Raw genomic sequence first — 26013 nt, forward strand, 5'->3', positions numbered from 1 at the left:
TCAACCGGCGGCCCGGGGGCGGACCGCCGGAACCGCGGCCAGCAGCGCGCGGGTGTATTCGTGCTCCGGCGCGGCGAACAACTCGGCCGCCGGGCGGTACTCCACCGTCTCACCGGCCCGCAGCACCAGCACGTCGTGGCTCATCCGCTCGACCACCGCGAGGTCGTGCGCGATGAACAGGTAGGTCAGTCCGAGTTCGCGCTGCAGATCGGCCAACAGGTCCAGAACCCGGTCCTGCACCGAGACATCAAGTGACGCAGTCGATTCGTCGAGGATGAGCAGATCCGGATCGGTGGCCAGCGCACGGGCCACACTGACCCGTTGCCGCTGTCCGCCGGACAGCTCATGCGGATAGCGGGCGCCGAAATCGGCCGGCAGACCGACCAGTTCGAGCAGGTCGGCGACCCGCCGGCACCGGGCCCGGTCGCCGTCGGCCAGGCCGTGCACCCGAAGTGGCTCGGAGATCGAATCTATAACCCGCATACGGGGATTCAACGAGGAGAACGGATCCTGGAACACCAGGCTGATGCGTCGGCGCAGCCGCCTGCGGTCCCGGCCACGGACACCGAACAGATCCACACCGGCCAGGGTGGCGCGGCCGGCGGTGGGGCGCACCAACCCGGTCAGCGCGGCGGCGACCGTCGACTTGCCGGAACCGGACTCGCCGACCAGGCCCAGAGTGGTCCCGCGCCGGATAGACAACGACAGATCCGAGACCGCCCGCACCGTGGACCGCCCGGTCGGGGTGGACACGTCGTAGCGCACCTGCAGACCCTCGACCCGCAACAACACCTCGGTCGAGGTCACCTGCGGAGGCCCACCGACGCCGAGCCGGGGCCGGGCGTGCAGGAGTTCACGGGTGTAGGGGTGTCGCGGCCGCTCGAACACCTCGGCGATGTGCGCCTGCTCCACCGCGGCGCCGTGCCGCAGCACGGTCACCTCGTCGGCGACCTCGCCGATCACGCCGAGGTCGTGGCTGATCCACACCACCGCGGTGCCGAAGTCCCGCTGCAGCTCGCGGACCAGTTCGATGATCTGCGCCTGGGTGGTGACGTCGAGCGCCGTGGTCGGCTCGTCGGCGATCAGCACCTCCGGGTCACACGCCAGCGCGATCGCGATCATCACCCGTTGCCGCTGCCCGCCCGACAGCTGATGCGGGTAGGACCGCAGCCGGGCGGCGGGATCGGGCAGCCCGACCGCGGTCAGCAACTCCAGCGCCCGGCCCCGCGCCGCCCGGCGGGTCATCCCGCGGTGCGCCTCGAGCACCTCGGTGATCTGCCGTTCCAGGGTGAGCAGCGGGTTCAGCGAGGTGCCCGGATCCTGGAACACGAAACCGACCCGGTTGCCGTGCACACTGCGCAACAGCCGCGGCGGCGCGCCGATCAGTTCGACGCCGCCGACCGTGGCCGAACCCGTCACCACCGCGCCAGGGGCGTCGAGCAGACCGGCGGCGGCCAGCACCGTCATCGACTTGCCGGACCCGGATTCGCCGACGATGCCGAGGGTCTGACCGCGCGCCACCGCGAAGGAGACACCCCGCACGATCTCCCGGCGACCGATCCGCACCCGTAGATCGCGGACGTCGAGCACCGGGCCGGTCACCACGCGCTCCCGGCCCGCCGACCGCGGCCCGGTCGCTGCCGGGCCCGGCGCTGAGTTTCGATCACGGTGCGCTGCTTGGGGTCCAGCACGTCGCGCAGGCCGTCCCCGAACAGATTGCAGGCCAGCACCGCGGCCACGATGGCGGCGCCGGGAAACACCGCCATCCACCACGCCAACGTCACGAACCCCTGCGAATCGAAGATCATCCGGCCCAGCGACGGCTCCGGCGGTTGAATCCCCAAGCCCAGGAAGGACAATGCCGCCTCGGCGAGGATCGCGAACGCCAGCGACAACGACGTCTGCACGATCAGCGGCGCGGCGATGTTCGGCAGGATGTGCCGGCGCAGGATGTAGGCGTGTCCGGTGCCCATGGTGTGCGACGCCTGCACGAAGGGTTCGACCCGGACGCCGAGCGTGCCTGCCCGCGCCACCCGGGCGAAGATCGGGGTGAAGACGATGCCGATGGCCAGCATGGTCGTCGTCATCCCAGGGCCGAGGATCGCCACGATCGCCAGCGCCAGCAGCAGCACCGGGAACGCGAACAGCACGTCGACGAGCCGCATCAGCACGGTGTCCAGCCAGCCGCCCCGGTAGCCCGCGAGCAGCCCGACGAGGATCCCGACCGCGGCGGCGAACGCCACACTCACCGCCGCCACCCGCAGCGACGCCTGGATGGCCACCAGCACCCGGGACAACACATCGCGGCCGAGTTCGTCGGTGCCGAACCAGTGCGCCGCGCTGGGCGGCTGCAACGCCTCCGGCACGTTGATGTCGTTGACCCCGTACGGGGCCAGCCAGGGCGCGGTCACCGCCACCGCCACCAGCAGTGCCAGCAGTGCCGCGCTGAGCAGCGTGACCGGGTTGGCCGCCAACAACCGCCAGGCCGCCACCCGGGACACCGCGTCCGGTTCGCCGCCGGTCAGGTCGTCGGCCGTCATGCCAGCCGGATCCTCGGGTCGACGATCGCGTACAGCAGGTCCACCAGCAGATTGATGAGCAGGAACAGCGCCGCGATCAACAGCACCGCACCCTGGATCACCGGATAGTCGCGGGCGGCGACGGCGTTGTAGACCAGCCGGCCCAGCCCCGGCCAGGCGAAGACCACCTCCACCACGATCACCCCGCCGAGGATGGTGGCGAGCTGGATGCCGGTGATGGTCAGCACCGGGATGAGCGCGTTGCGCACGGTATGCCGGACCGTCAGCACCCACGGCGACAGTCCCTTGGACCGGGCGGTGCGGACGTGACCCGCCGCGGCCACCTCCAGCACCGCCGACCGGATGTAGCGGGTCATGATCGCCGCGGCGACCAGGCCGACCGTCAACGCCGGCAACACGAGGTGGCGCAGCCAGCCCACCGGATCGTCGGACAGGGCGCGGTAACCCGATGTCGGCAACCAGCCCAGGGTCGAGGCGAACAGCGCGATCAACAGGATGCCCATCCAGAAGTCGGGCACCGACACCCCGACCTGGCTCGCCACCCGCACCGCCGCGGCGCCGGCCCGGCCGTCGCGCAACGCCGACCAGATCCCGGCCGGCAACGCGATGGCCAGGGCGATCGCGATCCCGGCCAGGGCCAGTGACACGGTGGCGGGCAGTCGTTCCAGCAGCACCAGGGTGACCGGGTCGCCGTTGCGGAAACTGACCCCCAGATCGCCGCGCACCGCTGAGGTGAGATAGCCGACGAACTGTTCGAGGATCGGGCGGTCCAGGCCGCTGGCCGAACGCAGCGCCTGATACGCCTCCGGGGTGTAGCGGGTGCCGAGCGCGATCCGCACCGGGTCGCCGGGCACCAACTGCATCAGCCCGAACACCACCACCAGCACCCCGAACAACACCGCCAGCGAGTACAGCAGCCGCCGGCCGAGGAACCGGGCGATCGGGTGGGTGACGAACCTCATGGCGGGCCGTCCCGGTTCAGGCCGTCCCGGTTCAGGGATGCATCGCGGAACCGCACGGCGGCGTCGCGGCGGGCCCGATATCCGGACAGGTCCGGACTCCACGCCTGGACCACCGCCGGGTTGTAGAGGAACAGATACGACACCCGATCGGCGATCAGCGTGGCGGCGCGGTCGTAGAGCGCCTTGCGCCGGTCCCGGTCGGGTTCGGCGCGGGCGGCGTCGAGCAGGCGGTCCACCTCCGGATCGGAGAACCGCTGGGCGTTGCTCGCACCGTCGGTGTGGTGCTGGGCGTAGTAGTAGTCGTCCGGGTCGATGTTGCCGAGCCAGCCCATCATCAGCATGTCGAAGGTGCCGTTGTTCTGCTCGTCCAGCCAGGTGGCGAAGTCGACGGTGCGGATGTCGACGGTGATGCCCAGCGGCGCGACGTTGTCGGCGATGATCTGGGCCGCGGTGACGGTCTGCGGATAGTCGCCGGTGACCAGCATGTCGAGCCGCCGGGGCGGGTCCACACCGGCGGCGCGGGCCTCGTCGAGCAGCGCTCGGGCGCGGTCGAGGTCGTAGCGGTACCTGTCGTAGTGGGTGTACCAGAAGTCGCCCGGCGGGATGGCCAGCTGATTGGCGGTCGCGGTGCCGTACCCGGTGGCCGTCACGATCGCCTCACGGTCGATGCCGAAGGCGATGGCCCGCCGCACCCGCAGGTCGTGCCACGGGGCGCGGGCGTGGTTGAGCGCCAGATACCAGTAGTCATTGCTCGGCGTGACCGCAAGCGTCAGCGAGTCGTCGTTGCGCAACTGGGTCACCCGCTGGGTCGGAATCGCGTCGGTCCAATCGATTTCACCGGCCTGCAGGGCCGACAGGGCGGTGGCCGGCTCGGAGATGAACCGGAACGTGACGCCGTTGAGCCGTGGCGGCCCAGCCCAGTGGTCGTCGTTGGCGACGAGCGTGATCGAATCCCCGCTGCGGGCACCGCGGAACTCGAACGGACCGGTGCCGACCGGGTGGGTGGCGATCCGGCCGGTCTCCACGTTGGCGCGCTGCACAATCGCCATCCCCTTGAAGCCACCGAGGTTGGTCAGCAGGTTCGGGGTGGGCCGGGCGACGGTGATGCGCACGGTGAGCGGATCGACCGCGGTGACCTCGGTGACCGCGCTGAGCCGGTCGACGTTGGTCAGGTGCTCGTCGATGATGCGCCGGTAGGAGAACACCACGTCGTCGGCGGTGAGCGGGCTGCCGTCGTGGAACGTCACGCCCGGGCGCAACCGGAACGTCCACACCCGCTGATCGGCGCTGACCTGCCAGGACTCGGCCAGCGCGGGGCGCATCCGCAGGTCCTCGTCGGGTTCGACCAGGGTGTCGAAGACGTTCTCCAGCACCTGGAACGAGAAGTACGCACTGGTCTTGTGCGGATCGAGTTGATCGGGCTCACCGGCGATGGCCGCGATCAGATTGCCGCTCAAGTCGCCGAGATCGACGCGCTGACCGGGGGCGCAGCCGGTGGCCGCGATCAGCAGCACGGCGACCAGGTTCGACACGCACCGGGACAGGGTGGACCGCCCCGCCGGCTCTCGCATCGCAAACCCCCGTCGTATCGCGGACTTCCCACCGTAGTCGGCATCCCGGTCTGACAAGCTGAACCCCGGGATCCGCCACTCGGGCGTGGCGGGACGGACACCGCCGCGATAAACGGCGTTGTGATAATCGGGTCGGGGACGGTCAGCGGAAGGGACGTCGATGAGGGTCATCACGCACGCGTTCGCGGTGCTGGTGGTGTTGTTCGGTGGCGCGGTCGCGGTGGCGGGCGACGCCGCGGCGGACAGCCAGCCGCTGCAGGGCGTGTACGCCTACCACGAGGAGGGCGCGCCGGAGGGCACCACCTGGACGGTCACCCCGACCTGCTCGCCCACGGTGGGCGATCTGCGTGAGCCGCTGTACCTGCCGGTGGGTTGCACCCTGCACGTGACCAGCGCGACGCCGGCCCAGGTGACGTTCGAGGAACGTGCCGCCAACTTCGGCGGCGACGCCCGGTTGGTGGCCGGACGATGGCAGCTGGTGGCGAACAAACTGGAGGGCACCCGCTGCCCGGACGGCGGCACCAGGCCCTCCACCGACGTCTACGAATTCGACAACGAGACGTTGACCGGAACCCGCACCGTCACCCAGCCGGGGGAGTGCGGACTGCTGCCGTCGATGGAGAAGCGGGCGTTCACGCTGACGTTCCTGCGGCCGCTGCCGCGACCGGTCGAGCGGTACCCGTTCTACTGCGAACCCGGCGGCCTGCGGGCCTGCTGGTGACCTTCCGGTAGGGTGCCCTCGGATCATGCCGGATGGAATAGGACTGTCGGTCGGCGCCACCACCCTCGCGGCGGTGGTGGTCGGGCGGACCGCGTTGACCCGCACCCCGGTGTTGACGCGGTACCCGCATCGGCCGCCGGAAGTCGGTGTGCCGAGCGAGAATCCCCAGCTCACCGAGCGTGGTCTGATCATCACCGACTTCGTCGACCGGGTCGGCGACCCGGTCGGGATCGTGGCGCCGGACGGATCCACCCATCCCGGGGAGGCGGTGCTCGCCGATGCGCTGCACGCGCTGTGGCGCACCGTCGCACCGCTGGGATCACCGGACGATCCGATCGGTGTCGCTCACCCGGCGCACTGGCAGCCCGTCGCGGTCGAGGCGCTGCGCGGCCGGCTGGCCGCCCAGCGGGACCAGGCCCCCGTACTGGCGCAGGCCCCGCTGGTGTCCGACGCCGAGGCGGCGCTGACCGCTCTGCAGGCCGACCCCGGCCTGCCCACCAGCGGGATCGTCGCGCTGTGCGACTTCGGCGGCACCGGCACCAGCCTCACCATCGCCGACGCGGCCGACGGCTACCGCCCGGTGGCGCCGACACTTCGCCACCTCGATCTGTCCGGTGAGCTGATCGATCAGGCGCTGCTGAGACATGTGCTGGCCGATCTGACCGAGGCCGGCGTGGTCGACGCGTCCGGCACCTCGGCGATCGGATCGCTGAGCCGGTTGCGCGCCCAGTGCCGCACCGCCAAGGAACGGTTGTCGACGACCGCGGTCACCACCCTCACGGCCGAGGCGCCCGGCCGACCGCATGAGCTGCGCCTCACCCGCGACGAGCTGGATGCGGTGCTGCGCCCACCGCTCGACGAGTTCTTGACCGCGGTGCAGTACACCTTGGACCGCAACGGGATTCGACCCTCCGATCTGACCGCGGTGGCCACCGTCGGCGGCGGGGCTCGCATCCCGCTGATCACCGCCGCACTGTCGGAGCGGTTCCGCGTCCCGGTCGTCACCACCCCGCAGCCGGAACTGACCGCTGCGATCGGCGCCGGTCTCACGGCGGTGCGGGCTCTGCAGGCCGGCCCCGCCGACGAAGCCACCCAATGGGCCGCCGCGGTGCCGGATCAGGCCGACACCCAACTGTGGGACGGGGCCGACCAACCCGGGTCCGACCAACTCGGGGCCGATCCGACCGGTGCGGCGCCCGCGCTGGCGTGGTCGCAGGCCGACGACGTCCCCGAGGTGTCCGACGTGTACGCGCCGGAGCCGGAGTTCGGCGCCGGCGCGGCCCGGCCGGAGCTCGGCTTCGAGGAGCCGGCACCGGCCGGGGCCGCCGAGCCGCTGCCCTGGTACCGGCGGCCGCAGGTGCTGTTCGCCGCCGGGGTGGTCGCGGTGCTCGTCGCGCTGATCGCCGCGATCGTCACGCTGCGCGACGGTGACACCCCGGCGCCCGCGTCGACCACCGAACCGACCGAGCCGACCACGACCGAACCCGCCGGAACCGTCGTCACCGAGGCGCCGCCCCCGGCGGAACCTGCTGCGCCGCAACCGCCGCGGACGGTCTACGAGACGGTGCCGCAGACCCAGGCGCCCCCGCCGCCTGCCGAGGCGCCGCCCCCGGCACAGGAACCCCCACCGGCCGAGGAACCCCCACCGGCCGAGGAACCGCCGCCGGCGACCGAGGAACCGCCGCCGACCACCACCCGGCCGCGCTGGCTACCCACCCTGCCCCGGCCCACGCTGCCGACCCTGCCGACCATTCCGGGGCTGCCGGCACCGCCGGCGCCGCCGGCAGAAGCGCCCTGATCCCGCGATCCGATGCGGTCAGCCCGTCGGGTGCGGGCGTTTGACCAGCACCAACTGGGCCATAGGCAGCTGGCTCTCCTGCGGGTCGGCGGCCATCCGGGCGGCCACCCCGGCCTCCAGCCGGTCACCGACCAGGGCCGGGTCCGCGGGTGCGGTGGCCAGTAACGCCGGCAGCACCGCGGCCCGGCAGAACGCGCCCCACTGCGCGCCGAACGCCGCGGCGTCACCGTCCACCCGGTACTGCGCGTAGTAGCGGTCCTGGGCGTCGAACACCTCGAGGTGCTCGACCTCCAACCGCTCATAGCGGCCCGACGGTGCGAACGGCGCCACGAAATCCGCTGCGCTGCGGCCGACGATCGGCAGCACCATCCGGCGCCACTGGTCGTCGGTCAGCACCCCGTCGTCGCGCAGTTCGGCCAGGGTGTCGCGCAGCGCCGCCAGCAGCGGCCGGTGACCGAACTCACCGGAGTCGTGCAGCGCCATGGTCATCACCAGCAGCCGGCCGTGCGGGGCCAGTTCGCGGCCCCGGAAGGCGAGGAAATCCTGCCAGTCCCGGGCGGCCTGCCGGGCGTAGGCGGTGCGCACCCGGTCGTCGCTGCTGCCCGCGGCCACCAGATGGTCCGGAACCGGCTCCGGCACCCGGCTCAGAAACTGGATCGCCCACGCCGACCAGCCGAGATTCACGCTGTTGGACGGCAGGATCTGATCGAAGAACGAGCGGCCGACCGCGGAGGTGAACGTCGCCGGATCGTGGGCGAGATAGCTGTCCGGATCGTTGCTCAGCGTGTCGAACAACGCGCTGAAGTCGTTCTTCGGCACATCGGTGTGGGTGACCAGCACCGAATGGTCGGCGCTGGTGCGGCTCCGCAGCACGTCGATCGCCGCGCAGATCGGGCGCAGCGAGTTGTGCCCGGTCGCCGCGCCGTAGTCGGCGATGACGATCGGCTGCGGCGGGCGGGGCAGCGCCACCGCCCCGGCGGCCTGCTCGAAAAGCCGTATCGCCTCGGCCAATCCGGCGGCCTGCAGCCGCGAGCGGGCGGTGTAGGTGCTGCTGCCCACCGGCACCGGGCGCACCACGGCACTGGATTCGGGCAACTGACCTTCGGGCTTCATCACCCATGACGGTAGTCCGCGGCGCACCGGTTCGCCGCCGGTGCGCCGCGGTCACCTCGGGACGACGCCGAATGCGTCAGAGCCCCGGGCCGGAGCCCGTCAGTAGCCCCGTTTGACCCACTCGTCGTAGTTGACGATCTCGTCGCCGATCGTGGTGGAGTCGCCGTGGCCGGTGTAGACCACCGTCTCGTTCGGCAGCTTGCCGAGCCGGCCCTTGATCGACTCGAGGATCGTCGGGAAGTCCGAGAACGACCGGCCGGTCGCGCCCGGGCCGCCCTGGAACAGGGTGTCGCCGCTGAACACCGCGTTGAGCTCGGGGGCGTGCCAGCACACCGAACCGGGGGAGTGGCCGGGGGTGTGCAGCGCACGCAGCTCGATACCGCCGGCCCGAAGCGTCTGACCGTGCTCGACGGTGCGGAAGTCCTTGTCCGGATGCGTCATCCGCCACAACATGTCGTCGGCGGGATGCATGAGCACCGGCGCGTCGAGTTCGCTGCCGAGTTCCGGGGCGACGGTGATGTGGTCGTTGTGGCCGTGCGTGCACACCACCGCCACCACGTGGCGATCGCCGACCGCGGCCTTGATCGGCGCCGCCTCATGGGCGGCATCGAACACGATCACCTCTTTGTCGTCGCCGACGATCCAGATGTTGTTGTCGACATCCCAACTGCCGCCGTCGAGTTCGAACTTGCCGCTGGTGACGACCCGTTGAATCGGCCCCCCGTTCACTTGAGCACCACCACCGACCGCAGCACCTCACCACGTTGCATCTTCTCGAACGCTCCTTCCACCTCGTCGAGCGCGATGCGCTCGGTGACGAACTTCTCCAGCGGCAGGCGTCCCTGCAGATACAGGTTGATCAGGGTGGGGAAGTCCCGTTCGGGCAGGCAGTCGCCGTACCACGACGACTTGAGCGAGCCGCCGCGGGAGAAGAAGTCGATCAGCGGCATGTCGATGCGCATGTCCGGGGTCGGCACCCCGACCAGCACCACCGTGCCGGCCAGATCGCGCGCGTAGAACGCCTGCTCCCAGGTCTCCGGCCGGCCGACGGCGTCGACCACCACATCGGCGCCGAAGCCGTCGGTCAGCTCCTGGATGGCCTCCACCACATCGGTGCTGCTCGCGTCGATGGTGTGGGTGGCGCCGAACTCGCGCGCCCAGTCGAGCTTCTTGGCGTCGGTGTCCACCGCGATGATCTTCTTCGCGCCCACCAGCGCCGCCCCGGCGATCGCGGCGTCGCCGACACCGCCGCAGCCGATCACCGCCACGGTGTCGTCGCGGCTGACCGCGCCGGTGTTGATCGCCGCGCCGACGCCCGCCATCACCCCGCAGCCGAGCAGACCGGCGACCGCCGGATCGGCGGCCGGATCGACCTTGGTGCACTGACCCTCGTGCACCAGGGTCTTCTCCGCGAACGCGCCGATACCCAGCGCCGGGGTGAGTTCGGTGCCGTCGCCGAGCGTCATCTTCTGCGTGGCGTTGAAGGTGTCGAAGCACAGATGCGGCCGGCCCCGCTTACAGGCCCGGCACTGCCCGCACACCGCCCGCCAGTTGAGCACGACGAAGTCGCCCGGTTCGACGTTGGTGACCCCGGACCCGACCGATTCCACTGTGCCCGCGGCCTCGTGGCCCAGCAGGAACGGGAATTCGTCGTTGATGCCGCCCTCGCGGTAGTGCAGGTCGGTGTGGCACACCCCGCACGCGGTGACCTTGACGACCACCTCACCCGGACCGGGATCCGGGATGACGATGTCCACGACCTCGACCGGCTCGTCCTTCTTGCGGGCGATCACCCCGCGCACCGATTGACTCATGGCTCCAACCTAGCCGCCCGTGGCAGGCTGGGCACATGCTGCGATCGCCGGTGCTGTACCTCAGCCACGGCGTCCGCAAGTAGAGTCGCCGGGCATGGGTGCCCTGGATGTGCTCGCCGACTGGCCCGTCGACAACGTCGCCGCCACGGTGGTCGGGCCCGACGGTGTGCGCGCCGACCGGGGGGATCTGCGCCGGGAGTTCGCGCTGGCGTCGGTCACCAAACCGCTTGCCGCGCGGGCCGCGCAGATCGCGGTCGAGGAGGGGGTCGTCGAGCTGGACACGCCCGCCGGACCGCCCGGATCGACAGTGCGGCATCTGCTCGCCCACACCTCCGGGGTGTCGATGAACTCCGCCGAGACGCTCAACGAGCCCGGACAGCGGCGGGTGTACTCGAACTACGGGTTCCGGTTGCTGGCCGAGAAGATCGAGCAGGAGTCCGGCATCGGGTTCGCCGAGTACTTCCACGAGGCGGTGTGCGAGCCGCTGGGCATGTCCGACACCGCGCTGCCGGGCGGTGCGGCGGCCGCCGGATTCGGCGCCGGGTCCACGGTCGCCGATCTGGCGCTGTTCGCCGTGGACCTGCTGCGGCCGCGGCTGGTGTCGCAGCAGATGCACGACGAGGCGACGTCGGTGCAGTTTCCCGGGCTGGACGGGGTGCTGCCCGGTTTCGGGGTGCAGCGGCCCAACGACTGGGGGCTGGGTTTCGAGATCCGCGGCACCAAATCGCCGCACTGGACCGGGTCGGCCAACTCGCCCCGCACGTTCGGGCATTTCGGCCAGTCAGGAACGTTTTTGTGGGTCGATCCGGCGGTTGACCTGGCGCTGGTGGTGCTGACCGACCGCAATTTCGGCAACTGGGCGTATGAGCGGTGGCCGGCGCTGTCGGACGGGGTTTTGCGAGAATTCGCGTCCCACTAGCGCAACAGGCGTCTCACAAGGCACAATAGACACGCACGACACAACTTCATGTATGCATCCGCGCGCAGAGCATCGCTTTGTCGGTCCGCAAGGTCGTTGGGGAAGACGTCCCTCGTGGAGCCGAAGGAGCAGCAGATGCGTGCGTCGAACCAGTTTGCCGACGCGACGACAGGCGTGGTGTACATCCACGCCTCACCCGCGGCGGTGTGCCCGCATGTCGAGTGGGCGCTGTCGTCGACCCTGCAGGCGCGGGCGAACCTGAAGTGGACCCCGCAGCCGGCGATGCCGGGGCAGCTGCGCGCCGTCACCAACTGGGTCGGACCGGTGGGCACCGGCGCGCAGTTGGCCAGTGCGCTGCGGTCCTGGTCGGTGCTGCGGTTCGAGGTCACCGAGGACCCCAGCCCGGGGGTGGACGGGCACCGCTGGTGCCACACCCCGCAACTGGGGTTGTGGAGTGGCCCGATGAGCGCCAACGGCGATGTCATGGTCGGCGAGATGCGGCTGCGGGCGCTGATGGCCGCCGGCGCCGATGTGCTGGCCGCCGAGCTGGATTCGGTGCTCGGCACCGCATGGGACGAGGCGCTGGAACCCTTCCGGGACGGCGGTGAGGGCGCCGAGGTCAGCTGGCTGAGCCGGGGCGTGGGTTAACCCTCGCGCAGTGCGTCGGTGGCTCGGGCGACGCGCTGGTTGATCCCCCGCACCGCGTCGAGCAGCAGCCGCAGTTCGTCGGTGCGATAACTATCGAGATGGTCGTTCAGTGACTCGCCGAGTCCGGCGAACAGCGGCGCGATCCGGGCGGCCGCGGCCTCGTCGAGTTCGACGAGCACTCGCCGACGATCGTCGTCATCCCGCCGGCGATGGACGAAACCGGCCGCTTCCAACCGGTCGATCATGGCGGTGACGGCTCCGCCGCGGGTGAGGTCGGTGCGCTCGGCGAGCTGACCCGCCGTCAGCGGCCCCTCCATGCTGAGCACATTGAGGCAGTTGAAGTCGGTGACCGCGATGCCCAACCGGGCGGCCACCGCCGAATGCAGCATCACCGAGCGCAGCGCCTGCACCCGGAATTCCGCGTTGAGCTCCGCCAGGATCTGCGGGCGGTCCGAAGTCGTCACCGTCCCCCCTTCTCTCGTTTTCAGAGTCTCTCTATAGTAGAGATATCTGCCGCGTCGTGCGGCACACGCAACCGAGGGGGCGACATCCAGGAGGGACGACAACCAGGAGGGGGAAGACGTCGATGGTGAAACCGTCAGCTCGACAGTCGGTGCTCCGGCATCCGGCGCTGTGGCTGTGGCTGCTGGTGATCTTCGTCGGCATCCAACTCGGCGCCGGGCTCTACGAGAAGATCGTCGTGGTCCCGCTGTGGGAGAGCGTGCCGGGCGGCGACGTCCTCGACCGCATGCACTCGTCCGGGATGTACGCGGCGGGCCGGTCGTTCTGGCCGTTCGTCTCCATGCCGGTGGCACTGCTCGCCGTGGTGAACCTCATTCTGGCGTGGCGCTCGCGTGCCCCACACCGGCGCTGGTGGCTGGCCGCCGCCGGAATCATGGTGGGCTACGCGGTGTTCAGCTACGGCTACTTCGTGCCCCAGATGCTGATGCTGCAGAGCGCGGCGGACGGCTGGGCGCCGGAGCGGGTGGAGTCGGTCGTCGACTGGTGGACGTCGCTGAATCATCTGCGGCTGCTGCTGGGGGTCTGCGGCTGGTTGTGCGCGCTGAAGGCGCTGTCGCTGCTGGGGCCGGGCGTCACGGCCCGAGATCGATCGTCCGCGCCCGCCGAAGCGCCCGCGCGGCCATCGCCGAGCACAGCACCGTCAGCGCGGTGAGGGTCTGCAGCACCAGATGCTGCAGATCCGGGCCGATCCGGCCGTCGATCACCGGTAGCACCGAGACCGTGTCGGAGAACTGGTCGAGCTTGCGGTCGGCGCCGTCGGCGGCGACGCCGGTCAGGTACGGCACCCACCACGTCCACAGCTGCAGACCGAGGTAGACGCCGTAACCGACGGTCGCCGCCGCGGCGGTCCACCACAGACCGACCGCGAACAGCGCCATGTAGGCCAGTTGCTGCAGGACGTTCACGGCGATGCTGGCCTGCAGGTCGTAATCGGCCGGGCGGGAGGCGAGATCGTTGAGCGGATACAGATCGACCACCTCCGTCGCCACCCAGTAGGCGAGCAGTACGACCTGCAGCAGCGTCGCCAACCTGTGCCAGCGCATATCCCTACCTCTCGGTGTCCGGACGGTCCGATCCGGTCTGCATCCGCAGCACCAGCACCAGACCGATCACCAGATACAACACGGCCAGAACGACGGTCGCCCACTGATCTCCGGTGTACCGGAAGAACACCGGCACGGTGTTGAAGGACAGATTCGCCGCACCGTGCAGCAGCAGCGCGGCGAGCACACTGCCGCCGGTGTGTGCCGCGACCCAGACGAAAAGCAGTGAGGCGCCGACGATCATCATGGTGAACACCGCAAACGGGGCGTCGTGCTGGGTGGTTCCGGGGACGAACGCCATCGGCAGATGCCAGACCGCCCAGATCAGACCGAGCACGACACCGGCCGCCAGCGGTGACAGCCGCCGCTGCAGCCGGGGCAATGCGTAACCGCGCCAACCGAACTCCTCACCCAGCGGAGCGATGATCGACGACACCGCCGCGGCCGCGGTCGGCGCGACGAACCAGGCGTCGGCGCCGGAGACCGGCCGCGTCAGCGCCACCGCGGCCACCGCGACGACGAACGGCGCCAACAGCACCACGGCATACCAGCGCAGGCCGAATCGCCACCGTCCGGCGGACTTCCACAGCTGCGCGGCGCCGCGGCGGCCCGCAGTGACCGACACCACCGCGAACGCGGTCAGCGTCGGCGCGAGAATGCCGAAGAGCCGCAACAGCGCCTGATCGTCGGCACGCACCGAGATCACACCCCGGGCGGCCAGGATGACCGGCAGATAGCACAGCCAGGTGGCCGCCAGCGTGAGGACGAAGAAGGCGACGAGCGCGACCAGCGGGCGACGCTCGGCGGGTGGCGTGGACCTGTGCGCCGACCTCATCGCCGTGGAGTGCGGATCCGCAACGCGCCCGGCACCGCCGACACCTCGACCGGCAACGGGCAGGCGTATTCACCGTCGGCGTAGGCGTTGATGCCCGGGCAGTCGATCCCGATCGTGCGGACCCGTTCGGTCGTCACCTCGTCGAGTTCGACGTGGGTGCCCTTGAACACGGTGGGGAACAACCGGATCAACCTGGTGCGCGACTCCGTGGCGATCATCGTGACGTCGAGCAGCCCGTCGCGGGGATCGGCGTTCGGGCAGATCAGCATCCCGCCGCCGTAGCTGCGGGTGTTGCCGACCGCGGCCAGCGTCAGCATGGTCTGCACCTCGCGGCCGTCGAGGGTCAGCCGGAACGGCAGCAGGCGCAGCTTCGACAGTTCGGCGAGCACGGCCAGGTTGTACCGCATCCGCCCGTGCGGCCACCGCATCCGGTTGGTGCGGTCGGTGACCAGCGAGTCGAACCCCGCCGCCAGTACTGTGCCGAACCACTTGTCGGTCCCGTCGGCGCCGCGGATCCGGCCCAGGTCGACCACCTCGGTGACACCGTCGACCACGACGTCGGCGGCGGCCTCCGGATCCTTTGTCGGGATGCCGAATTCGCGGGCGTGGTCATTGCCGGTGCCGGCCGGGATGATGCCCAGCGGAACATCGGTTCCGGCGAGCACCTGTAGGGCCAGCGAGACGACGCCGTCCCCGCCGACCACCACCAGGGCGTCCATGTCGTGGTCGAGGGCGCCCTCGACCAGCCGACGGGCATGGTCGGCGTCGCGGCCGGCGATCGCCACCACGTCCACCCCGCGGGCGGTGAACCGCGCCGCCGCGCGCTCCGCGGCGTGCGGGGCGCTCCCGTGCCCGGAGGCCGGGTTCGTCAGCATGGTGATCCTGCCGACGGTCACGGAATCAGCTTGCCCGGGTTGAGGATTCCAGCCGGATCCAGGGTGGCCTTCACCGCGCGGAGGATGTCCACGCCGAGTCCACCGACCTCGTCGCGCATCCATGGCCGGTGGTCGGCGCCGACCGCGTGGTGGTGGGTGATCGTGCCGCCGTGGCGCATCATGGCGTCGGAGGCGGCGGCCTTGGCGGTGCGCCACTGCTCGATCGGGTTGCCCCGCTGGGCGGCCACCACCGTGAAGTACAGCGACGCACCGGTGGGGTACACATGCGAAATGTGACACATCACCAGCGCCGAGGTGCCGGATTCACCGAGTGTGCTCGTCAGCGCGTCGGTGACGGCCGCCTTCAGCGTCGGGATGTTGGACCAGGTGGTCGCCGTCTCGAGGGTCTCGCACAGCGCCCCGGCCGACAGCAGTGAGTCGCGCAGATACGGGGCGCTGAACCGGCCGTGCTCCCAGGCGCGGGCGGGTTCCTCACCCAGCGAGGTGCCGCCGTGCGCGGCGAGCACCGCCGCCGTCTCGGCATGCCGGCTCTCGGCGTGCGCCGCGGTGCCCTCGAACACGGTGATGGCCAGACAGCCGCCGGTGATGCTCTGATCGCCGATGTTGTCGGTGGTGGCCAGGTTGACACCGGTCTCGGCCTCGTCGGACAACCGGATCACGGTCGGCCCGGTGCCGATCTGGGTGACCGCACGCAGCGCCGCGGTGCCGGTCGCGAAATCCGGGAACGACCAGGCCTCGTAGCGCACCGCCTCGGGCACCGGCCGGACGCGCACCCGCACCCGGGTGATGACGCCGAAAACTCCTTCAGATCCGATGAGCAGGTGCCGCAGGTCCGGGCCCGCCGCCGACTCCGGGGCGCGGCCCAGGTCGAGCACACCGGTCGGGGTGATCGCCCGCACGCCGCGGACCATGTCGTTGAACCGTCCGTAGCCGGCCGAGTTCTGCCCCGACGAGCGGGTCGCGGCGAAACCGCCGATGCTGGCGAACTCGAAGCTCTGCGGAAAGTGGCCGAGCGAGAAGCCGCGGGCGCGCAGCGTTTCCTCGGCCGCCGGCCCGGTCATGCCCGCGCTCAGCTCGGCCAGCTGGGAGACCTCGTCCAGCCAGATCAACCGGTTGAGGCGGCGCAGGTCCAGCGCCACCACCGAGCCGAACTCCCCGCGGATCGGGTCGAGGCCGCCGACCACGCTGGTGCCACCGCCGAACGGCACCACCGCGATGCGCCGGGAACCGCAGATGCGCAGGATCTCGGCGATCTGGTCCTCATCGGCGGGCAACACCACCGCGTCCGGGGCGTCCTGCTCCGGTTGCCGGCGGCGCAGCAGGTCGAGGGTGGACTTGCCGCCGGCGTGCAGCAGGCGGCTGTGCTCATCGACCCGGCAGAAATCGGCGCCGACAACGCCTGCCAGCGCGTCACGGTCGGCGTCGGAGAGCGCCGACGGCCGCAACCGCACCTGGTCGGGGGAGAGGTCCGGGGTGGGCGGCCCCTCCACCCCCAGCGCCTCTCTGAGCAGGGACCGGATGCCGTCCGACAGGGGTCTGGCCGCGGCCGGATCCCCCCAGGCGTTCCATTTCATCGGGGGTGACAGGTGGTTCTCCGGTGCCGACATAAGTTACAGTATTACAGAAGTTGTCAATCCGTAATGGAGGTTCGGTGGAGGACCGGATACTCGACGCCGCCGCGGCCAGTGTGCTGGCCGTGGGAGTGAACCGGGTGACGCTCACCGACATCGCGCGGCGGGCCCGGGTCAGCCGGCCGACCATCTACCGGCGCTGGCCCGACACCAACGCGTTGCTGGCCAGCCTGTTGACCACCCGGATCACCGCGGTCCTCGACGAGGTGCCCACACGCGGCAACGACCGGGAATCGCTGGTCGAACGGATCGTCGGTTTCGCCGAACGGCTGCGCGCGGACGAGGTGGTGATGTCGGTGCTGTACGGGGCGCCGGAGTTCACCATGGTCTACATCACCGACCGGCTCGGCTCGAGCCAGCGGATCATGATCGAGGCGCTGGCCCGCGAGATCGCCGAGGCCCAGGAGACCGGCACCGTGCGGGCCGGCGATCCGCATCAGCTCGCGGCCATGTGCGGGCTGATCGCACAGTCGGCGGTGCAGTCCGCCCGGATCGTCGAGCCGTTCCTGGACTCCGAGGCGCTGGCCGCTGAACTGCGACGGTCCCTGAACGGATATCTCAAACCGTGAGCGCGAAGAAGGGGGACGCCACCGCCCTCAACGCCTCCCGGCGGGCCGCCGAGCTGACCGCCCTGGCCGAACAGCGGCTCGACATCCTGGTCATCGGCGGCGGTATCACCGGGGCCGGCATCGCGCTCGACGCGGCCAGCCGGGGCCTGACCGTGGCGCTGGTGGAGAAACACGATCTGGCGTTCGGCACCAGCCGGTGGAGTTCGAAGCTGGTGCACGGCGGCCTGCGCTACCTGGCCAGCGGCAACATCGGCATCGCCCGGCGCAGCGCCGTCGAACGCGGCATTCTCATGACCCGCAACGCCCCGCACCTGGTCAAGGCGATGCCCCAGCTGGTGCCGCTGATCCCGACCATCGGCACCCTGGAGCGGGCGCTGGTGCGCACCGGGTTCCTGGCCGGTGATGTGCTGCGCCGGCTCGCCGGGACGCCGGCGTCGACGCTGCCGCGATCCGGGCGGGTCGACGCAGGGCGGGCCGCCGAACTGGTGCCGGCGGTGCGCCGTGACCGGTTGGACGGCGCGCTGCTGGCCTACGACGGACAACTCATCGACGACGCCCGGCTGGTGACCGCCGTCGCGCGCACCGCCGCCCAGCACGGGGCGCGGATCCTCACCCGGGTCGCCGCCGACCGCGCCCGCGGCGACGGCGCCGCGTTGACCGATCAGCTCACCGGGGAGTCGTTCGACGTGGCGGCCCGGGCCGTCATCAACGCCACCGGGGTGTGGGCCGGTCAGGTGGACCCGGCGCTGCGGTTGCGGCCCAGCCGCGGCACCCACCTGGTCTTCGACGCTGCCGCATTCGGCAATCCCGTTGCTGCCCTGACGATCCCGATCCCCGGCGAGTTGAACCGGTTCGTCTTCGCGATGCCCGAACAACTGGGCCGGGTGTATCTCGGGCTCACCGACGAGGACGCCCCCGGGCCGATCCCGGACGTGCCGCAGCCGACTCCGCAGGAGGTGTCGTTCCTGCTCGACACCGTCAACACCGCACTGGCCACCGCGCTCGGGCCGGACGACGTGATCGGCGCGTACGCGGGGCTGCGGCCGCTGATCGACACCCCGGGCGGCCGCACCGCCGACATCTCCCGCGACCACGCGGTGGTGGAGTCCGACACCGGGTTGTTCAGCGTCCTCGGCGGCAAGCTCACCGAATACCGGCACATGGCCGAGGATGCGGTGGATCGCGCGGTCACGTCGCGCGGACTGCGGGCCGGCGAGTGCCGCACCCGCAACCTGCCGCTGGTCGGCGCCCCCGCCAACCCGGTGGCCACCTTCCGCAGCGCGGTCGACTCGGGGGCCGAGTTGCCGGCCCGGCTGCCGTCCTCACTGGTCGCCCGGTACGGCGCCGAGGCGCCCAACGTCATCGCCCGCGCGGCGTGTGACCGTCCCACCGATCCGGTCGCCGAGGGTATCGACGTGATCCGCGCCGAGTTCGAGTACGCGGTCACCCACGAGGGCGCGATGACCGTGGAGGACATCCTGGACCGACGCACCCGCATCGGGCTGGTCGCCGCGGACCGGCAACGCGCCGTCGCCGCGGCCGAGGAGATCCTCGCCGCCGCCGAATAGCGATTTCGGCGTGCGCACGATCGCTCAGCGACCGCGAGCACGCCGAAATCGCAGGGATTACAGCGGGATGTTCTTGTGCCGACCGCGGCGGGCGGGCGCCTCGGCCAGGGCCTGGGCCAGCTTGCTGCGGGTCAGCGACGGGTCGATCTTCTCGTCCACCACGCCGATCTCGATGGCCGAATCCACCCCGCCGGCGATCTTCTCGTGTTCGACCGCCAGCTGTTCGTGCAGCGCCTCCCGCTCGACCGGATCCTCGACGGCGGCCAGCTTCTTCTTGTGCAGGATGCCGACCGCGGCCTTGGCTCCCATCACGGCGACCTCGGCGTCGGGCCACGCGAACACCTTGGTGGCGTTCAGCGACCGGGAGTTCATCGCGATGTAGGCGCCGCCGTAGATCTTGCGGGTCACCAGCGTCACCCGCGGCACGCTGGCCTCACCGAACGCGTGCAGCAGTTTGGCGCCGCGGCGCACCACACCGCCCCACTCCTGGTCGACGCCGGGCAGGTAGCCGGGCACGTCGACGATCACGACCAGCGGAATGCCGAACGCATCGCAGAGCCGCACGAAACGTGCCGCCTTCTCGGCGCTCTCGGAGTTCAGGCAGCCGCCCAGCCGCAGCGGGTTGTTGGCCAGCACCCCGACCGTGCGCCCGGACAACCGGCCCAGGCCGACCACCATCGACGGCGCCCACTTGGCCTGGAACTCCTCGAACGTGCTGACTCCGTCCTCCTTGTCGAGCAACTCGGTGACGATCGGGTGCACGTCGTAGGCGCGTCGCGGCGACTCGGGCAGCAGCGCGTGCAGATCGGACTCGCCGGCCTCGGCCTTGGCGCGGTCGAAATGCCCCTGCTGGCAGAACAATCCGACCAGACGACGGCCCCGCTCGTAGGCGTCGAGCTCATCGTCGGCGACGATGTGGCAGACCCCGGACTTCTTGTGATGGGTGTCGGGCCCGCCGAGGCTGGCCATGTCGACGTCCTCGCCAGTGACGCTGCGCACCACATCGGGTCCGGTGACGAACACCCGGCCCTCCGGTGCCATGATGACGACGTCGGTCAGCGCCGGACCGTACGCGGCGCCGCCGGCGGCGAAACCGACCACCACCGAGATCTGCGGTATGTATCCGGAGGCCCGGATCATGGCCTCGAAGACCAGGCCGACCGCGTGCAGGGCGCGGACACCCTCGGCCAGCCGGGCGCCGCCGGAGTGCCAGATCCCGACGATCGGGCTCTGCTCCTCGATCGCGGTGTCGTAGGCGTCGACGATGTGACGGCAGCCGTCGGTGCCCATGGCGCCGCCCATCACGGTGCCGTCGGTGCAGAACGCGATGGTGCGCACACCGTTGACGGTGCCGGCCGCGGCCAGCACACCCGAGCGGTCCCGTTCGTGCAGCAGCTCGATGCTGCCGTCGTCGAAGAAGGTGCTCAGCCGCAGCAGCGGATCGCGCGGATCGAGCGATTCGCCGACGGCCTCGGGGGCCATGATCGTCATAGATTCTCCTCCTCAGCCGCCGGTTGGCGGCCGACGCCGCCCGGTGTCGGCGTCAGTACTTCCCGAAGGCGAGCGCGACGTTGTGCCCACCGAATCCGAACGAGTTGTTGATCGCGTACTTGAAGTCGCCGGTGCGCGGTTCGCCGGCGACGACGTCCAGGTCGATCTCCGGGTCCTGGTTCTTCAAATTCAGCGTCGGCGGGATCACGCCGTCCCGCAGCGCGAACACGGTGAGGATCGACTCGACCGCGCCCACCGCGCCGACCGAGTGCCCCAGCGCCGCCTTCGGCGCGTACACGGCGGGCCGGTGACCCTTCATCGCGTTGTTGATCGCCTTGCCCTCCGCGACGTCGCCGACGGTGGTGCCGGTGGCGTGCGCGTTGACGTGGTCGATGTCCGAGGGCTGCAGCCCGGCCAACTCGATGGCCCGCGTCATCGCCCAGCCGGCCTGTTCACCGTTGGGGTCGGGCGCGACGATGTGGTAGCCGTCGGAGGTGATGCTGGCCCCCATCAGCCGGCCGAGGATGTTGGCGCCGCGGGCCTTGGCGTGCTCCTCGGTCTCGATGACCATCAGCGCACCGGCCTCACCGAACACGAACCCGTTGCGGTCCTTGTCGAACGGTTTGCATGCGCCAGGGGGGTCGTCGTTGGTGGTGGAGAGCACGATGCGCATCTGGGCGAAGCCGGCGATCGGCACCGCTTCGATCTTGGTCTCGACACCGCCGCAGATCGCGATGTCGGCCTCGCCCAGCACGATGTTGCGCCACGCGTGCGCGATGCCCTCGGAGCCGGAGGCGCAGGCCGACACCGGGGTGATCACCCCGGCGCGGGCCTTGCGCTCCAACCCCACCGCCGCGGCCGCGGCGTTGGGCATGTACTTCTGCACCGCCAGCGGCGACACCGCCTTCAGCCCCTTGGCGCGCATGTCGTCGTAGCTGAAGACGAGCTCCTCGGTGGAGCCCATCCCGGTGCCGATCGACACCATCAACCGCCGCGGGTCGACCTCCGGCGAACCGGCGTTCTCCCACACCCGGCGGCTGAGCACCGTGGACATCTTCTGCAGGTAGGACAGCCGACGCAGCTCCACCCGGGTCAACTCGGAATCGAAGTCCTCGAGCAGATGCCCGCCGATGCGGACCGGTAGGTCGTACTTCTCGATGAAATCGTCCTCGAGCAGACGAATGCCGCTCTGACCGTCCAGCAGCTTCTTCCAAGTGCCTTCAGCGTCGGTGGCGAGGGCCGTCGTCATCGCGACCCCGGTGACGACCACGTTGGGGAAACCATTCCCGGTGGCCAAGCGCGTCCTTGCCATTCCCGCTCCGATGGGTCCTTTCGATCAGTGCCGATCAGTAACGCCCGAAGGCCAGGGCGACATTGTGACCACCGAATCCGAACGAGTTGTTGATGGCGTACCGGTAGTCGCCATAACGTGGCTCGCCCGCGACGATATCGAGATCGATCTCGGGATCGGGGGTCTCGTAGTTGAGGGTCGGGGGGATGACCCCGTCCCGCAGCGTCAGCACGGTCAACACCGATTCCAGCGCGCCGACCGCCCCGATGGAGTGGCCGAGCGCCGACTTGGGTGCGTACACCGGAGCGTGTTCGACTCCGGCGACCCGGATCGCGTTCGCCTCGGCGGTGTCACCGATGGGGGTGCCGGTCGCGTGTGCGTTCACATGGTCGATGTCCTTGGGGGACAGGCCCGCGGTCTCCATCGCACGCTTCATCGCGTGCCCGGCGCGCACGCCGTCGGAGGCCGGAGCCACCATGTGGAAGGCATCGGAGGTGATGCCCGCACCGAGCAGCCGGGCCAGCGGCTGGGCGCCGCGCGCCTTGGCGTGCTCCTCGGTCTCGATGACCATGAGCGCACCGGCTTCGCCGAACACGAACCCGTCGCGGTCCTTGTCGAACGGCCGGGACGCGCCCTCGGGGTCGTCGTTGCGGGTGCTCATCGCGCGCATCATCGAGAACGCCGCGATCGGCAGCGCCTCGATGCCACCCTCGACACCACCGACCACGGCGATGTCGGCGTCGCCCATGACGATCTGCCGCCAGCCGTGGGCGATGGCCTCCGAACCCGACGCGCAGGCCGACACCGGGGTGATGACCCCGGCCCGGGCGCCGAGTTGCAGACCGACCACCGCGGCCGCGCCGTTCGGCATGATCATCTGAACGGCGAGCGGCGACACCTTGCGGGGCCCGCCCTCGTTCATCGCGTCATAGGTCTCGACGATCTTCTCGCCGCCACCCAGACCGGTGCCGATCACGACCGAGAACCGGTCCGGATCGACCTCCGGATTGCCGGCCGCATCCCACACCCGACCGCTGAGCAGCTTCGCCATCCGCTGGACGTAGGACATCCGCCGGATGTCGATGCGGGTCATGTGGTCATCGACGGCCTCCTTGAGGTGGCCGCCGATGCGGACCGGCAGATCCCACTTCTCGATGAAGTCGTCCTCGAGGACGTGGATGCCGCTCTCGCCGGCCAACAAACCCTTCCACGTGCCCTCGACGTCAGGCGCGATCGAAGTCGTCGCCGTGACGGCGGTCACCACAACGCTGGGGTAACCGCCGTTAGCAGTGGAAGGCTTTGTCATGAACGCTCCGCTTCGATCTTCTCGCGGATCGCGGCGGCCGCCTCGGGGTTCTCTTCCTCGAGCTTCTGGATGTAGGCGACCACGTCACCGACGGTGCGCAGCCCGGCGAGGTCCTCGTCGGGGATCTTCACGCCGTACTTGTCCTCGGTCTGCACCGCGATCTCGACCATCGACAGCGAGTCGATGTCCAGGTCGTCGACGAAGCTCTTCTCCGGGGTGACCTCGGACGGCTCGATACCGGTGACCTCTTCGATGATCTCGGCGAGACCGGCGATGATTTCTTCCTGAGTGGTGGCCACAGTGGCTCCTTCTACTAATCGGTGTTGATACGCATCGATTGCGATACGCGCCCTTCGCGCTGCGAAAAGCTCGGGACGTCGATATGTGGTCGATATGTGGTTGTGTCCTCGGCGAACCGAGTGTCAGGCGAGCTCGGTCAGCCCGTCGAGGTCGTTGGGAGCCTTGACGGCGCGGGTCGGCACGCCCCGCAGCTCCCGTTTGGCGATGCCGGTGAGCGTTCCCGCCGGCGGGAACTCGACGAGCGCCGCCACACTACGCTCCCGCATGGTGGCGGTGCACAGGTCCCACCGCACCGGCCGGGTCAGCTGAGCCACCAGCTTCTCCATCGCATCGGCGGCCGAGGCCACCGGCTGCCCGTCGGCGTTGGACAGCAGCGTCATCGTCGGCTCGGCGGTGGACACGGCCTGCGCGGCCGCCGTGTAGCCGTCCAGCGCCGGGGCCATGTAGTGGGTGTGGAACGCGCCGGCGGTGGCCAGCGGCCGCACCCGGGCCTTGGCCGGGGGATCCTCGGCGAGCTTCTCCAACGCCGCGACCGCACCGGCGGCGACGATCTGCCCCGCCGCGTTGCGGTTGGCCGGCGTCAGTTCGAGCGCCTCGAGCCGGGCCAACACCTCGGCCTCGTCACCGCCCAGCACCGCGGACATGCCGGTGGGCTCGACGGCGCAGGCCCTGGCCATCTCCGCGCCGCGGGTGGCGGCCAGTTTGACTGCGTCGTCGGCCGAGATCACCCCGGCGATCGCGTAGGCGGCGATCTCGCCGACCGAATGGCCGGCCACGATGGTGTCCGGGCCGGTGGTCAGCAGCCCCCGCCGGACGGCCTCCTCATGGGCCAGCAGCGTCGCCGCGACCACCAGCGGCTGGGTCACCGCAGTGTCGGTGATCTCCTCGGCCGACGCGGTGGTGCCGAGCCGGACCAGGTCCAGGCCGCTGATCTCGGACCAGGTGGCGAGACGGTCGGCCGCGCCGGGCAGCTCCAACCACGGGGTGAGCATGCCGGGCGTCTGAGAACCCTGTCCGGGCGCGAGCAACGCAAGCACAGTCTTCTGAGGCACGTGTTTAAGAGAACACTGTGAAGTCTGATTTGTGGGGTGTAAGAGACTATGAACATAGTCTTATGTTTTTGTGGAATCCCCACAAATCTGCATGTGATGCGACTCCATCGATATCGGGCCGCGATCCGTTACATCGCCCGGTGTCCGCCCGCGGCCTGACCGCGCCACCCCGCCGTCGATCCGAGATCGGGGTTTACCGTGCTCGACTGGTACGACTGCCGAGTGAGGCGGCTCACAGAAACCGCCACCCGTAGCACATAGGCGTCCCGCGGCACCGCCGGATCGCGTCCGGTGATCTCCGCGATGCGGCGGAGTCGGTACCGGACCGTATTTGGATGAACGAACAATCGGCGGGCGCACGCCTCGATCGCCCCACCGGATTCCAGGAACGCGTCGAGCGTCTCGGTCAGCGTGGGGCCGGCATCGGCCAGCGGCCGCATCACCTCGCTCTCCAGCGCCGCGATCGCGGTCTGATCGCCCAGCAGGGCCCGCTCGGGCAGCAGTTCGCGGGCCGGAACCGGCCGGGGCGCACCGCTCCAGCCCGCGACGGCGTTCATCCCGGCGATCGCCTCGGTGGCACTGCGGTAGGCCGCCGAGAGGGTCGGCGCGGTCGGGCCGAGCACCACCGGGCCGTCGGCGAACACGTCCAGCAGATCGGTGAGGAACCTGTCCGTGGGGGACAGCGCACCGGACACGATGGTGACCAGCCAGGTGCCGTGGACGTCGGACAACGCGGTGCGGCCGTGCCGGTTGGCGACGTGGTGGACGTCCTGGCTGACCACCTCCAGCCGGTCGGGTCGGGGCAGCCCGACCACCACGGTGGCCGGCGCGGTGGCGTCCCAGTTCAGGGCGGCGGCCTGGGACTGCAGTTCGGGCCCCACGGCGCCGCGCACCACCGCGTCCACCACGTTGGCCTCCATCCGGGTGTCCCAGGCGCCCCGGGCCTCGGCGGCGTCGGCGTAGGCGGTGGCCGCGGCGAAGGCCAGATCCCGGCTGTACCGCAGGATGCCCGCGGTCAGCGCGGTCACCTGTTCCTCCGAGCGGGCCAGCAGCGGCACCACCTGTTCGAAGAACTCCATGGTGGTCCGGACCATCTCCACGGTCTGGCGCAACGCGATGCGCCGGGTCAGGTCCTGCGGCACCACCTCGAACGCCTGCATGGTGTAGGTGACGTTGCTGCGCGGGTCGCGCATCCACTCCACGAAGTTCACCACCGCGGTCTGCACCACCAGATGAACGCTGGCCCGCTGGGAGGCCTCCAGGTCGGCGAAGAACGGCAGCCGTTCCTCCATCGTGTGCACGGCCTCGGTGGCGAGCCGCCCGGAGTACTGCTTCAACCGGCGCAGCACCGACTCCGGCACCGATTCGAGCACCTCGAGGGTGGACTGCGGTGGAACGAACCGATTGTCGGGCACGCCTGAAA

The 26013-nt window shown here is 70.4% G+C and carries 25 protein-coding genes; 7 read left to right on the forward strand and 18 right to left on the reverse strand.

Annotation, left to right across the window (positions count from 1 at the left end; all coding sequences use genetic code 11):
* Genes CKW28_RS08785 through CKW28_RS08800 form a run of 4 tightly spaced genes read right to left on the reverse strand, consistent with a single transcriptional unit; the run spans position 1 to position 5073 of the window.
* Positions 1-1605 (reverse strand): ABC transporter ATP-binding protein, encoded by a 1605-nt coding sequence (locus CKW28_RS08785; RefSeq protein WP_003924629.1) that lies wholly within the window; start codon positions 1603-1605, stop codon positions 1-3.
* Entirely contained in the window at positions 1599-2540 is a 942-nt protein-coding gene (locus tag CKW28_RS08790; RefSeq protein ID WP_003924630.1) for an ABC transporter permease, read from the reverse strand. Before CKW28_RS08790 ends, CKW28_RS08785 begins: the two co-directional genes overlap by 7 nt.
* Positions 2537-3502 carry an ABC transporter permease gene (locus CKW28_RS08795; RefSeq protein ID WP_003924631.1) on the reverse strand — a complete coding sequence of 322 codons (966 nt, stop codon included), beginning with the start codon at positions 3500-3502 and terminating at the stop codon, positions 2537-2539. Before CKW28_RS08795 ends, CKW28_RS08790 begins: the two co-directional genes overlap by 4 nt.
* Positions 3499-5073 carry an ABC transporter substrate-binding protein gene (locus tag CKW28_RS08800; RefSeq protein ID WP_003924632.1) on the reverse strand — a complete coding sequence of 525 codons (1575 nt, stop codon included), beginning with the start codon at positions 5071-5073 and terminating at the stop codon, positions 3499-3501. The genes CKW28_RS08795 and CKW28_RS08800 overlap by 4 nt, the downstream gene beginning before the upstream one ends.
* A 160-nt stretch (positions 5074-5233) precedes the next feature.
* On the opposite strand from CKW28_RS08800, the gene CKW28_RS08805 reads away from it, so the two are divergent.
* Positions 5234-5794, forward strand: a complete 561-nt coding sequence (locus tag CKW28_RS08805; protein WP_003924633.1) for a hypothetical protein — start codon at positions 5234-5236, stop codon at positions 5792-5794.
* 25 nt (positions 5795-5819) lie between these two features.
* On the forward strand, positions 5820-7592 hold the full coding sequence (locus tag CKW28_RS08810; RefSeq protein WP_003924634.1) for an Hsp70 family protein: 1773 nt from the start codon (positions 5820-5822) through the stop codon (positions 7590-7592).
* Positions 7593-7610: 18 nt separating this feature from the next.
* Here CKW28_RS08810 and CKW28_RS08815 read toward each other — a convergent pair whose 3' ends face one another.
* The 3 genes from CKW28_RS08815 to CKW28_RS08825 all read right to left on the reverse strand — a co-directional run bounded on the left by CKW28_RS08815 (position 7611) and on the right by CKW28_RS08825 (position 10519).
* Entirely contained in the window at positions 7611-8705 is a 1095-nt protein-coding gene (locus CKW28_RS08815) for a class I SAM-dependent methyltransferase (protein ID WP_003924635.1), read from the reverse strand.
* Positions 8706-8804: 99 nt separating this feature from the next.
* Positions 8805-9434, reverse strand: a complete 630-nt coding sequence (locus CKW28_RS08820) for an MBL fold metallo-hydrolase (RefSeq protein WP_003924636.1) — start codon at positions 9432-9434, stop codon at positions 8805-8807.
* Positions 9431-10519: an S-(hydroxymethyl)mycothiol dehydrogenase gene (locus CKW28_RS08825; RefSeq protein WP_003924637.1), complete on the reverse strand. Its 1089-nt coding sequence runs from the start codon at positions 10517-10519 to the stop codon at positions 9431-9433. Before CKW28_RS08825 ends, CKW28_RS08820 begins: the two co-directional genes overlap by 4 nt.
* A gap of 94 nt (positions 10520-10613) precedes the next feature.
* Here CKW28_RS08825 and CKW28_RS08830 point away from each other — a divergent pair, with 94 nt between their 5' ends.
* A complete protein-coding gene (locus CKW28_RS08830; RefSeq protein WP_003924638.1) occupies positions 10614-11438 on the forward strand; it encodes a serine hydrolase domain-containing protein in 825 nt (274 codons plus the stop codon).
* A 135-nt stretch (positions 11439-11573) separates the two neighbouring features.
* Positions 11574-12086, forward strand: coding sequence for a DUF3145 domain-containing protein (locus CKW28_RS08835; RefSeq protein ID WP_003924639.1), 513 nt, complete (start codon positions 11574-11576; stop codon positions 12084-12086).
* On the opposite strand, the gene CKW28_RS08840 is transcribed toward CKW28_RS08835, so the two are convergent.
* Positions 12083-12550 carry a MarR family winged helix-turn-helix transcriptional regulator gene (locus tag CKW28_RS08840; protein ID WP_003924640.1) on the reverse strand — a complete coding sequence of 156 codons (468 nt, stop codon included), beginning with the start codon at positions 12548-12550 and terminating at the stop codon, positions 12083-12085. The two genes, CKW28_RS08835 and CKW28_RS08840, sit on opposite strands and share 4 nt — an antisense overlap.
* A 122-nt stretch (positions 12551-12672) precedes the next feature.
* Between CKW28_RS08840 and CKW28_RS08845 the strand changes: the two genes are divergently transcribed.
* Positions 12673-13260, forward strand: coding sequence for an anthrone oxygenase family protein (locus CKW28_RS08845; protein WP_081475443.1), 588 nt, complete (start codon positions 12673-12675; stop codon positions 13258-13260).
* On the opposite strand, the gene CKW28_RS08850 is transcribed toward CKW28_RS08845, so the two are convergent.
* Genes CKW28_RS08850 through CKW28_RS08865 form a run of 4 tightly spaced genes read right to left on the reverse strand, consistent with a single transcriptional unit; the run spans position 13181 to position 16956 of the window.
* Positions 13181-13651, reverse strand: coding sequence for a hypothetical protein (locus CKW28_RS08850; RefSeq protein ID WP_003924642.1), 471 nt, complete (start codon positions 13649-13651; stop codon positions 13181-13183). The genes CKW28_RS08845 and CKW28_RS08850 overlap by 80 nt on opposite strands.
* A 4-nt stretch (positions 13652-13655) precedes the next feature.
* Positions 13656-14486: a CPBP family intramembrane glutamic endopeptidase gene (locus CKW28_RS08855; protein WP_003924643.1), complete on the reverse strand. Its 831-nt coding sequence runs from the start codon at positions 14484-14486 to the stop codon at positions 13656-13658.
* Entirely contained in the window at positions 14483-15361 is an 879-nt protein-coding gene (locus tag CKW28_RS08860) for a diacylglycerol kinase (RefSeq protein WP_040546370.1), read from the reverse strand. The genes CKW28_RS08855 and CKW28_RS08860 overlap by 4 nt, the downstream gene beginning before the upstream one ends.
* Positions 15362-15378: 17 nt before the next feature.
* Entirely contained in the window at positions 15379-16956 is a 1578-nt protein-coding gene (locus CKW28_RS08865) for an FAD-binding oxidoreductase (protein WP_003924645.1), read from the reverse strand.
* A gap of 77 nt (positions 16957-17033) precedes the next feature.
* Here CKW28_RS08865 and CKW28_RS08870 point away from each other — a divergent pair, with 77 nt between their 5' ends.
* Both CKW28_RS08870 and CKW28_RS08875 read left to right on the forward strand, forming a co-directional pair.
* Positions 17034-17582, forward strand: coding sequence for a TetR/AcrR family transcriptional regulator (locus CKW28_RS08870; RefSeq protein ID WP_003924646.1), 549 nt, complete (start codon positions 17034-17036; stop codon positions 17580-17582).
* A complete protein-coding gene (locus CKW28_RS08875) occupies positions 17579-19150 on the forward strand; it encodes a glycerol-3-phosphate dehydrogenase/oxidase (RefSeq protein ID WP_003924647.1) in 1572 nt (523 codons plus the stop codon). The genes CKW28_RS08870 and CKW28_RS08875 overlap by 4 nt, the downstream gene beginning before the upstream one ends.
* A gap of 57 nt (positions 19151-19207) precedes the next feature.
* On the opposite strand, the gene CKW28_RS08880 is transcribed toward CKW28_RS08875, so the two are convergent.
* From CKW28_RS08880 to CKW28_RS08905, 6 genes are all read right to left on the reverse strand, one after another.
* Positions 19208-20641, reverse strand: a complete 1434-nt coding sequence (locus CKW28_RS08880; RefSeq protein ID WP_003924648.1) for an acyl-CoA carboxylase subunit beta — start codon at positions 20639-20641, stop codon at positions 19208-19210.
* A gap of 52 nt (positions 20642-20693) precedes the next feature.
* Positions 20694-21953, reverse strand: coding sequence for a 3-oxoacyl-ACP synthase KasB (gene kasB / locus CKW28_RS08885; RefSeq protein WP_040546321.1), 1260 nt, complete (start codon positions 21951-21953; stop codon positions 20694-20696).
* Between the two features lie 34 nt (positions 21954-21987).
* A complete protein-coding gene (gene kasA, locus CKW28_RS08890; protein ID WP_040546322.1) occupies positions 21988-23238 on the reverse strand; it encodes a 3-oxoacyl-ACP synthase KasA in 1251 nt (416 codons plus the stop codon).
* Positions 23235-23537, reverse strand: a complete 303-nt coding sequence (acpM, locus tag CKW28_RS08895) for a meromycolate extension acyl carrier protein AcpM (protein ID WP_003924651.1) — start codon at positions 23535-23537, stop codon at positions 23235-23237. Before acpM ends, kasA begins: the two co-directional genes overlap by 4 nt.
* A 123-nt stretch (positions 23538-23660) precedes the next feature.
* Complete coding sequence (locus CKW28_RS08900; RefSeq protein ID WP_003924652.1) at positions 23661-24575, reverse strand: ACP S-malonyltransferase; 915 nt, start codon at positions 24573-24575, stop codon at positions 23661-23663.
* Between the two features lie 143 nt (positions 24576-24718).
* Positions 24719-26005 (reverse strand): PucR family transcriptional regulator, encoded by a 1287-nt coding sequence (locus CKW28_RS08905; RefSeq protein WP_003924653.1) that lies wholly within the window; start codon positions 26003-26005, stop codon positions 24719-24721.
* Between the last annotated feature and the right edge of the window lie 8 nt (positions 26006-26013).

The sequence above is a fragment of the Mycolicibacterium thermoresistibile genome, from assembly GCF_900187065.1.
Lineage (GTDB): Bacteria > Actinomycetota > Actinomycetes > Mycobacteriales > Mycobacteriaceae > Mycobacterium > Mycobacterium thermoresistibile.

Excerpts from the sequence above, each read along its gene's own strand:
- CKW28_RS08880 (WP_003924648.1), bottom strand. The coding sequence starts at position 20,641 with ATGACGATCATGGCCCCCGAGGCCGTCGGCGAATCGCTCGATCCGCGC.
- CKW28_RS08795 (WP_003924631.1), bottom strand. The coding sequence starts at position 3,502 with ATGAGGTTCGTCACCCACCCGATCGCCCGGTTCCTCGGCCGGCGGCTG.
- CKW28_RS08805 (WP_003924633.1), top strand. The coding sequence starts at position 5,234 with ATGAGGGTCATCACGCACGCGTTCGCGGTGCTGGTGGTGTTGTTCGGT.
- CKW28_RS08845 (WP_081475443.1), top strand. The coding sequence starts at position 12,673 with ATGGTGAAACCGTCAGCTCGACAGTCGGTGCTCCGGCATCCGGCGCTG.
- kasB (WP_040546321.1), bottom strand. The coding sequence starts at position 21,953 with ATGGCAAGGACGCGCTTGGCCACCGGGAATGGTTTCCCCAACGTGGTC.
- CKW28_RS08800 (WP_003924632.1), bottom strand. The coding sequence starts at position 5,073 with ATGCGAGAGCCGGCGGGGCGGTCCACCCTGTCCCGGTGCGTGTCGAAC.
- CKW28_RS08825 (WP_003924637.1), bottom strand. The coding sequence starts at position 10,519 with ATGAGTCAATCGGTGCGCGGGGTGATCGCCCGCAAGAAGGACGAGCCG.
- CKW28_RS08850 (WP_003924642.1), bottom strand. The coding sequence starts at position 13,651 with ATGCGCTGGCACAGGTTGGCGACGCTGCTGCAGGTCGTACTGCTCGCC.
- CKW28_RS08815 (WP_003924635.1), bottom strand. The coding sequence starts at position 8,705 with ATGAAGCCCGAAGGTCAGTTGCCCGAATCCAGTGCCGTGGTGCGCCCG.
- CKW28_RS08860 (WP_040546370.1), bottom strand. The coding sequence starts at position 15,361 with ATGCTGACGAACCCGGCCTCCGGGCACGGGAGCGCCCCGCACGCCGCG.
- CKW28_RS08790 (WP_003924630.1), bottom strand. The coding sequence starts at position 2,540 with ATGACGGCCGACGACCTGACCGGCGGCGAACCGGACGCGGTGTCCCGG.
- CKW28_RS08855 (WP_003924643.1), bottom strand. The coding sequence starts at position 14,486 with ATGAGGTCGGCGCACAGGTCCACGCCACCCGCCGAGCGTCGCCCGCTG.
- CKW28_RS08865 (WP_003924645.1), bottom strand. The coding sequence starts at position 16,956 with ATGAAATGGAACGCCTGGGGGGATCCGGCCGCGGCCAGACCCCTGTCG.
- kasA (WP_040546322.1), bottom strand. The coding sequence starts at position 23,238 with ATGACAAAGCCTTCCACTGCTAACGGCGGTTACCCCAGCGTTGTGGTG.
- CKW28_RS08810 (WP_003924634.1), top strand. The coding sequence starts at position 5,820 with ATGCCGGATGGAATAGGACTGTCGGTCGGCGCCACCACCCTCGCGGCG.
- CKW28_RS08830 (WP_003924638.1), top strand. The coding sequence starts at position 10,614 with ATGGGTGCCCTGGATGTGCTCGCCGACTGGCCCGTCGACAACGTCGCC.
- CKW28_RS08835 (WP_003924639.1), top strand. The coding sequence starts at position 11,574 with ATGCGTGCGTCGAACCAGTTTGCCGACGCGACGACAGGCGTGGTGTAC.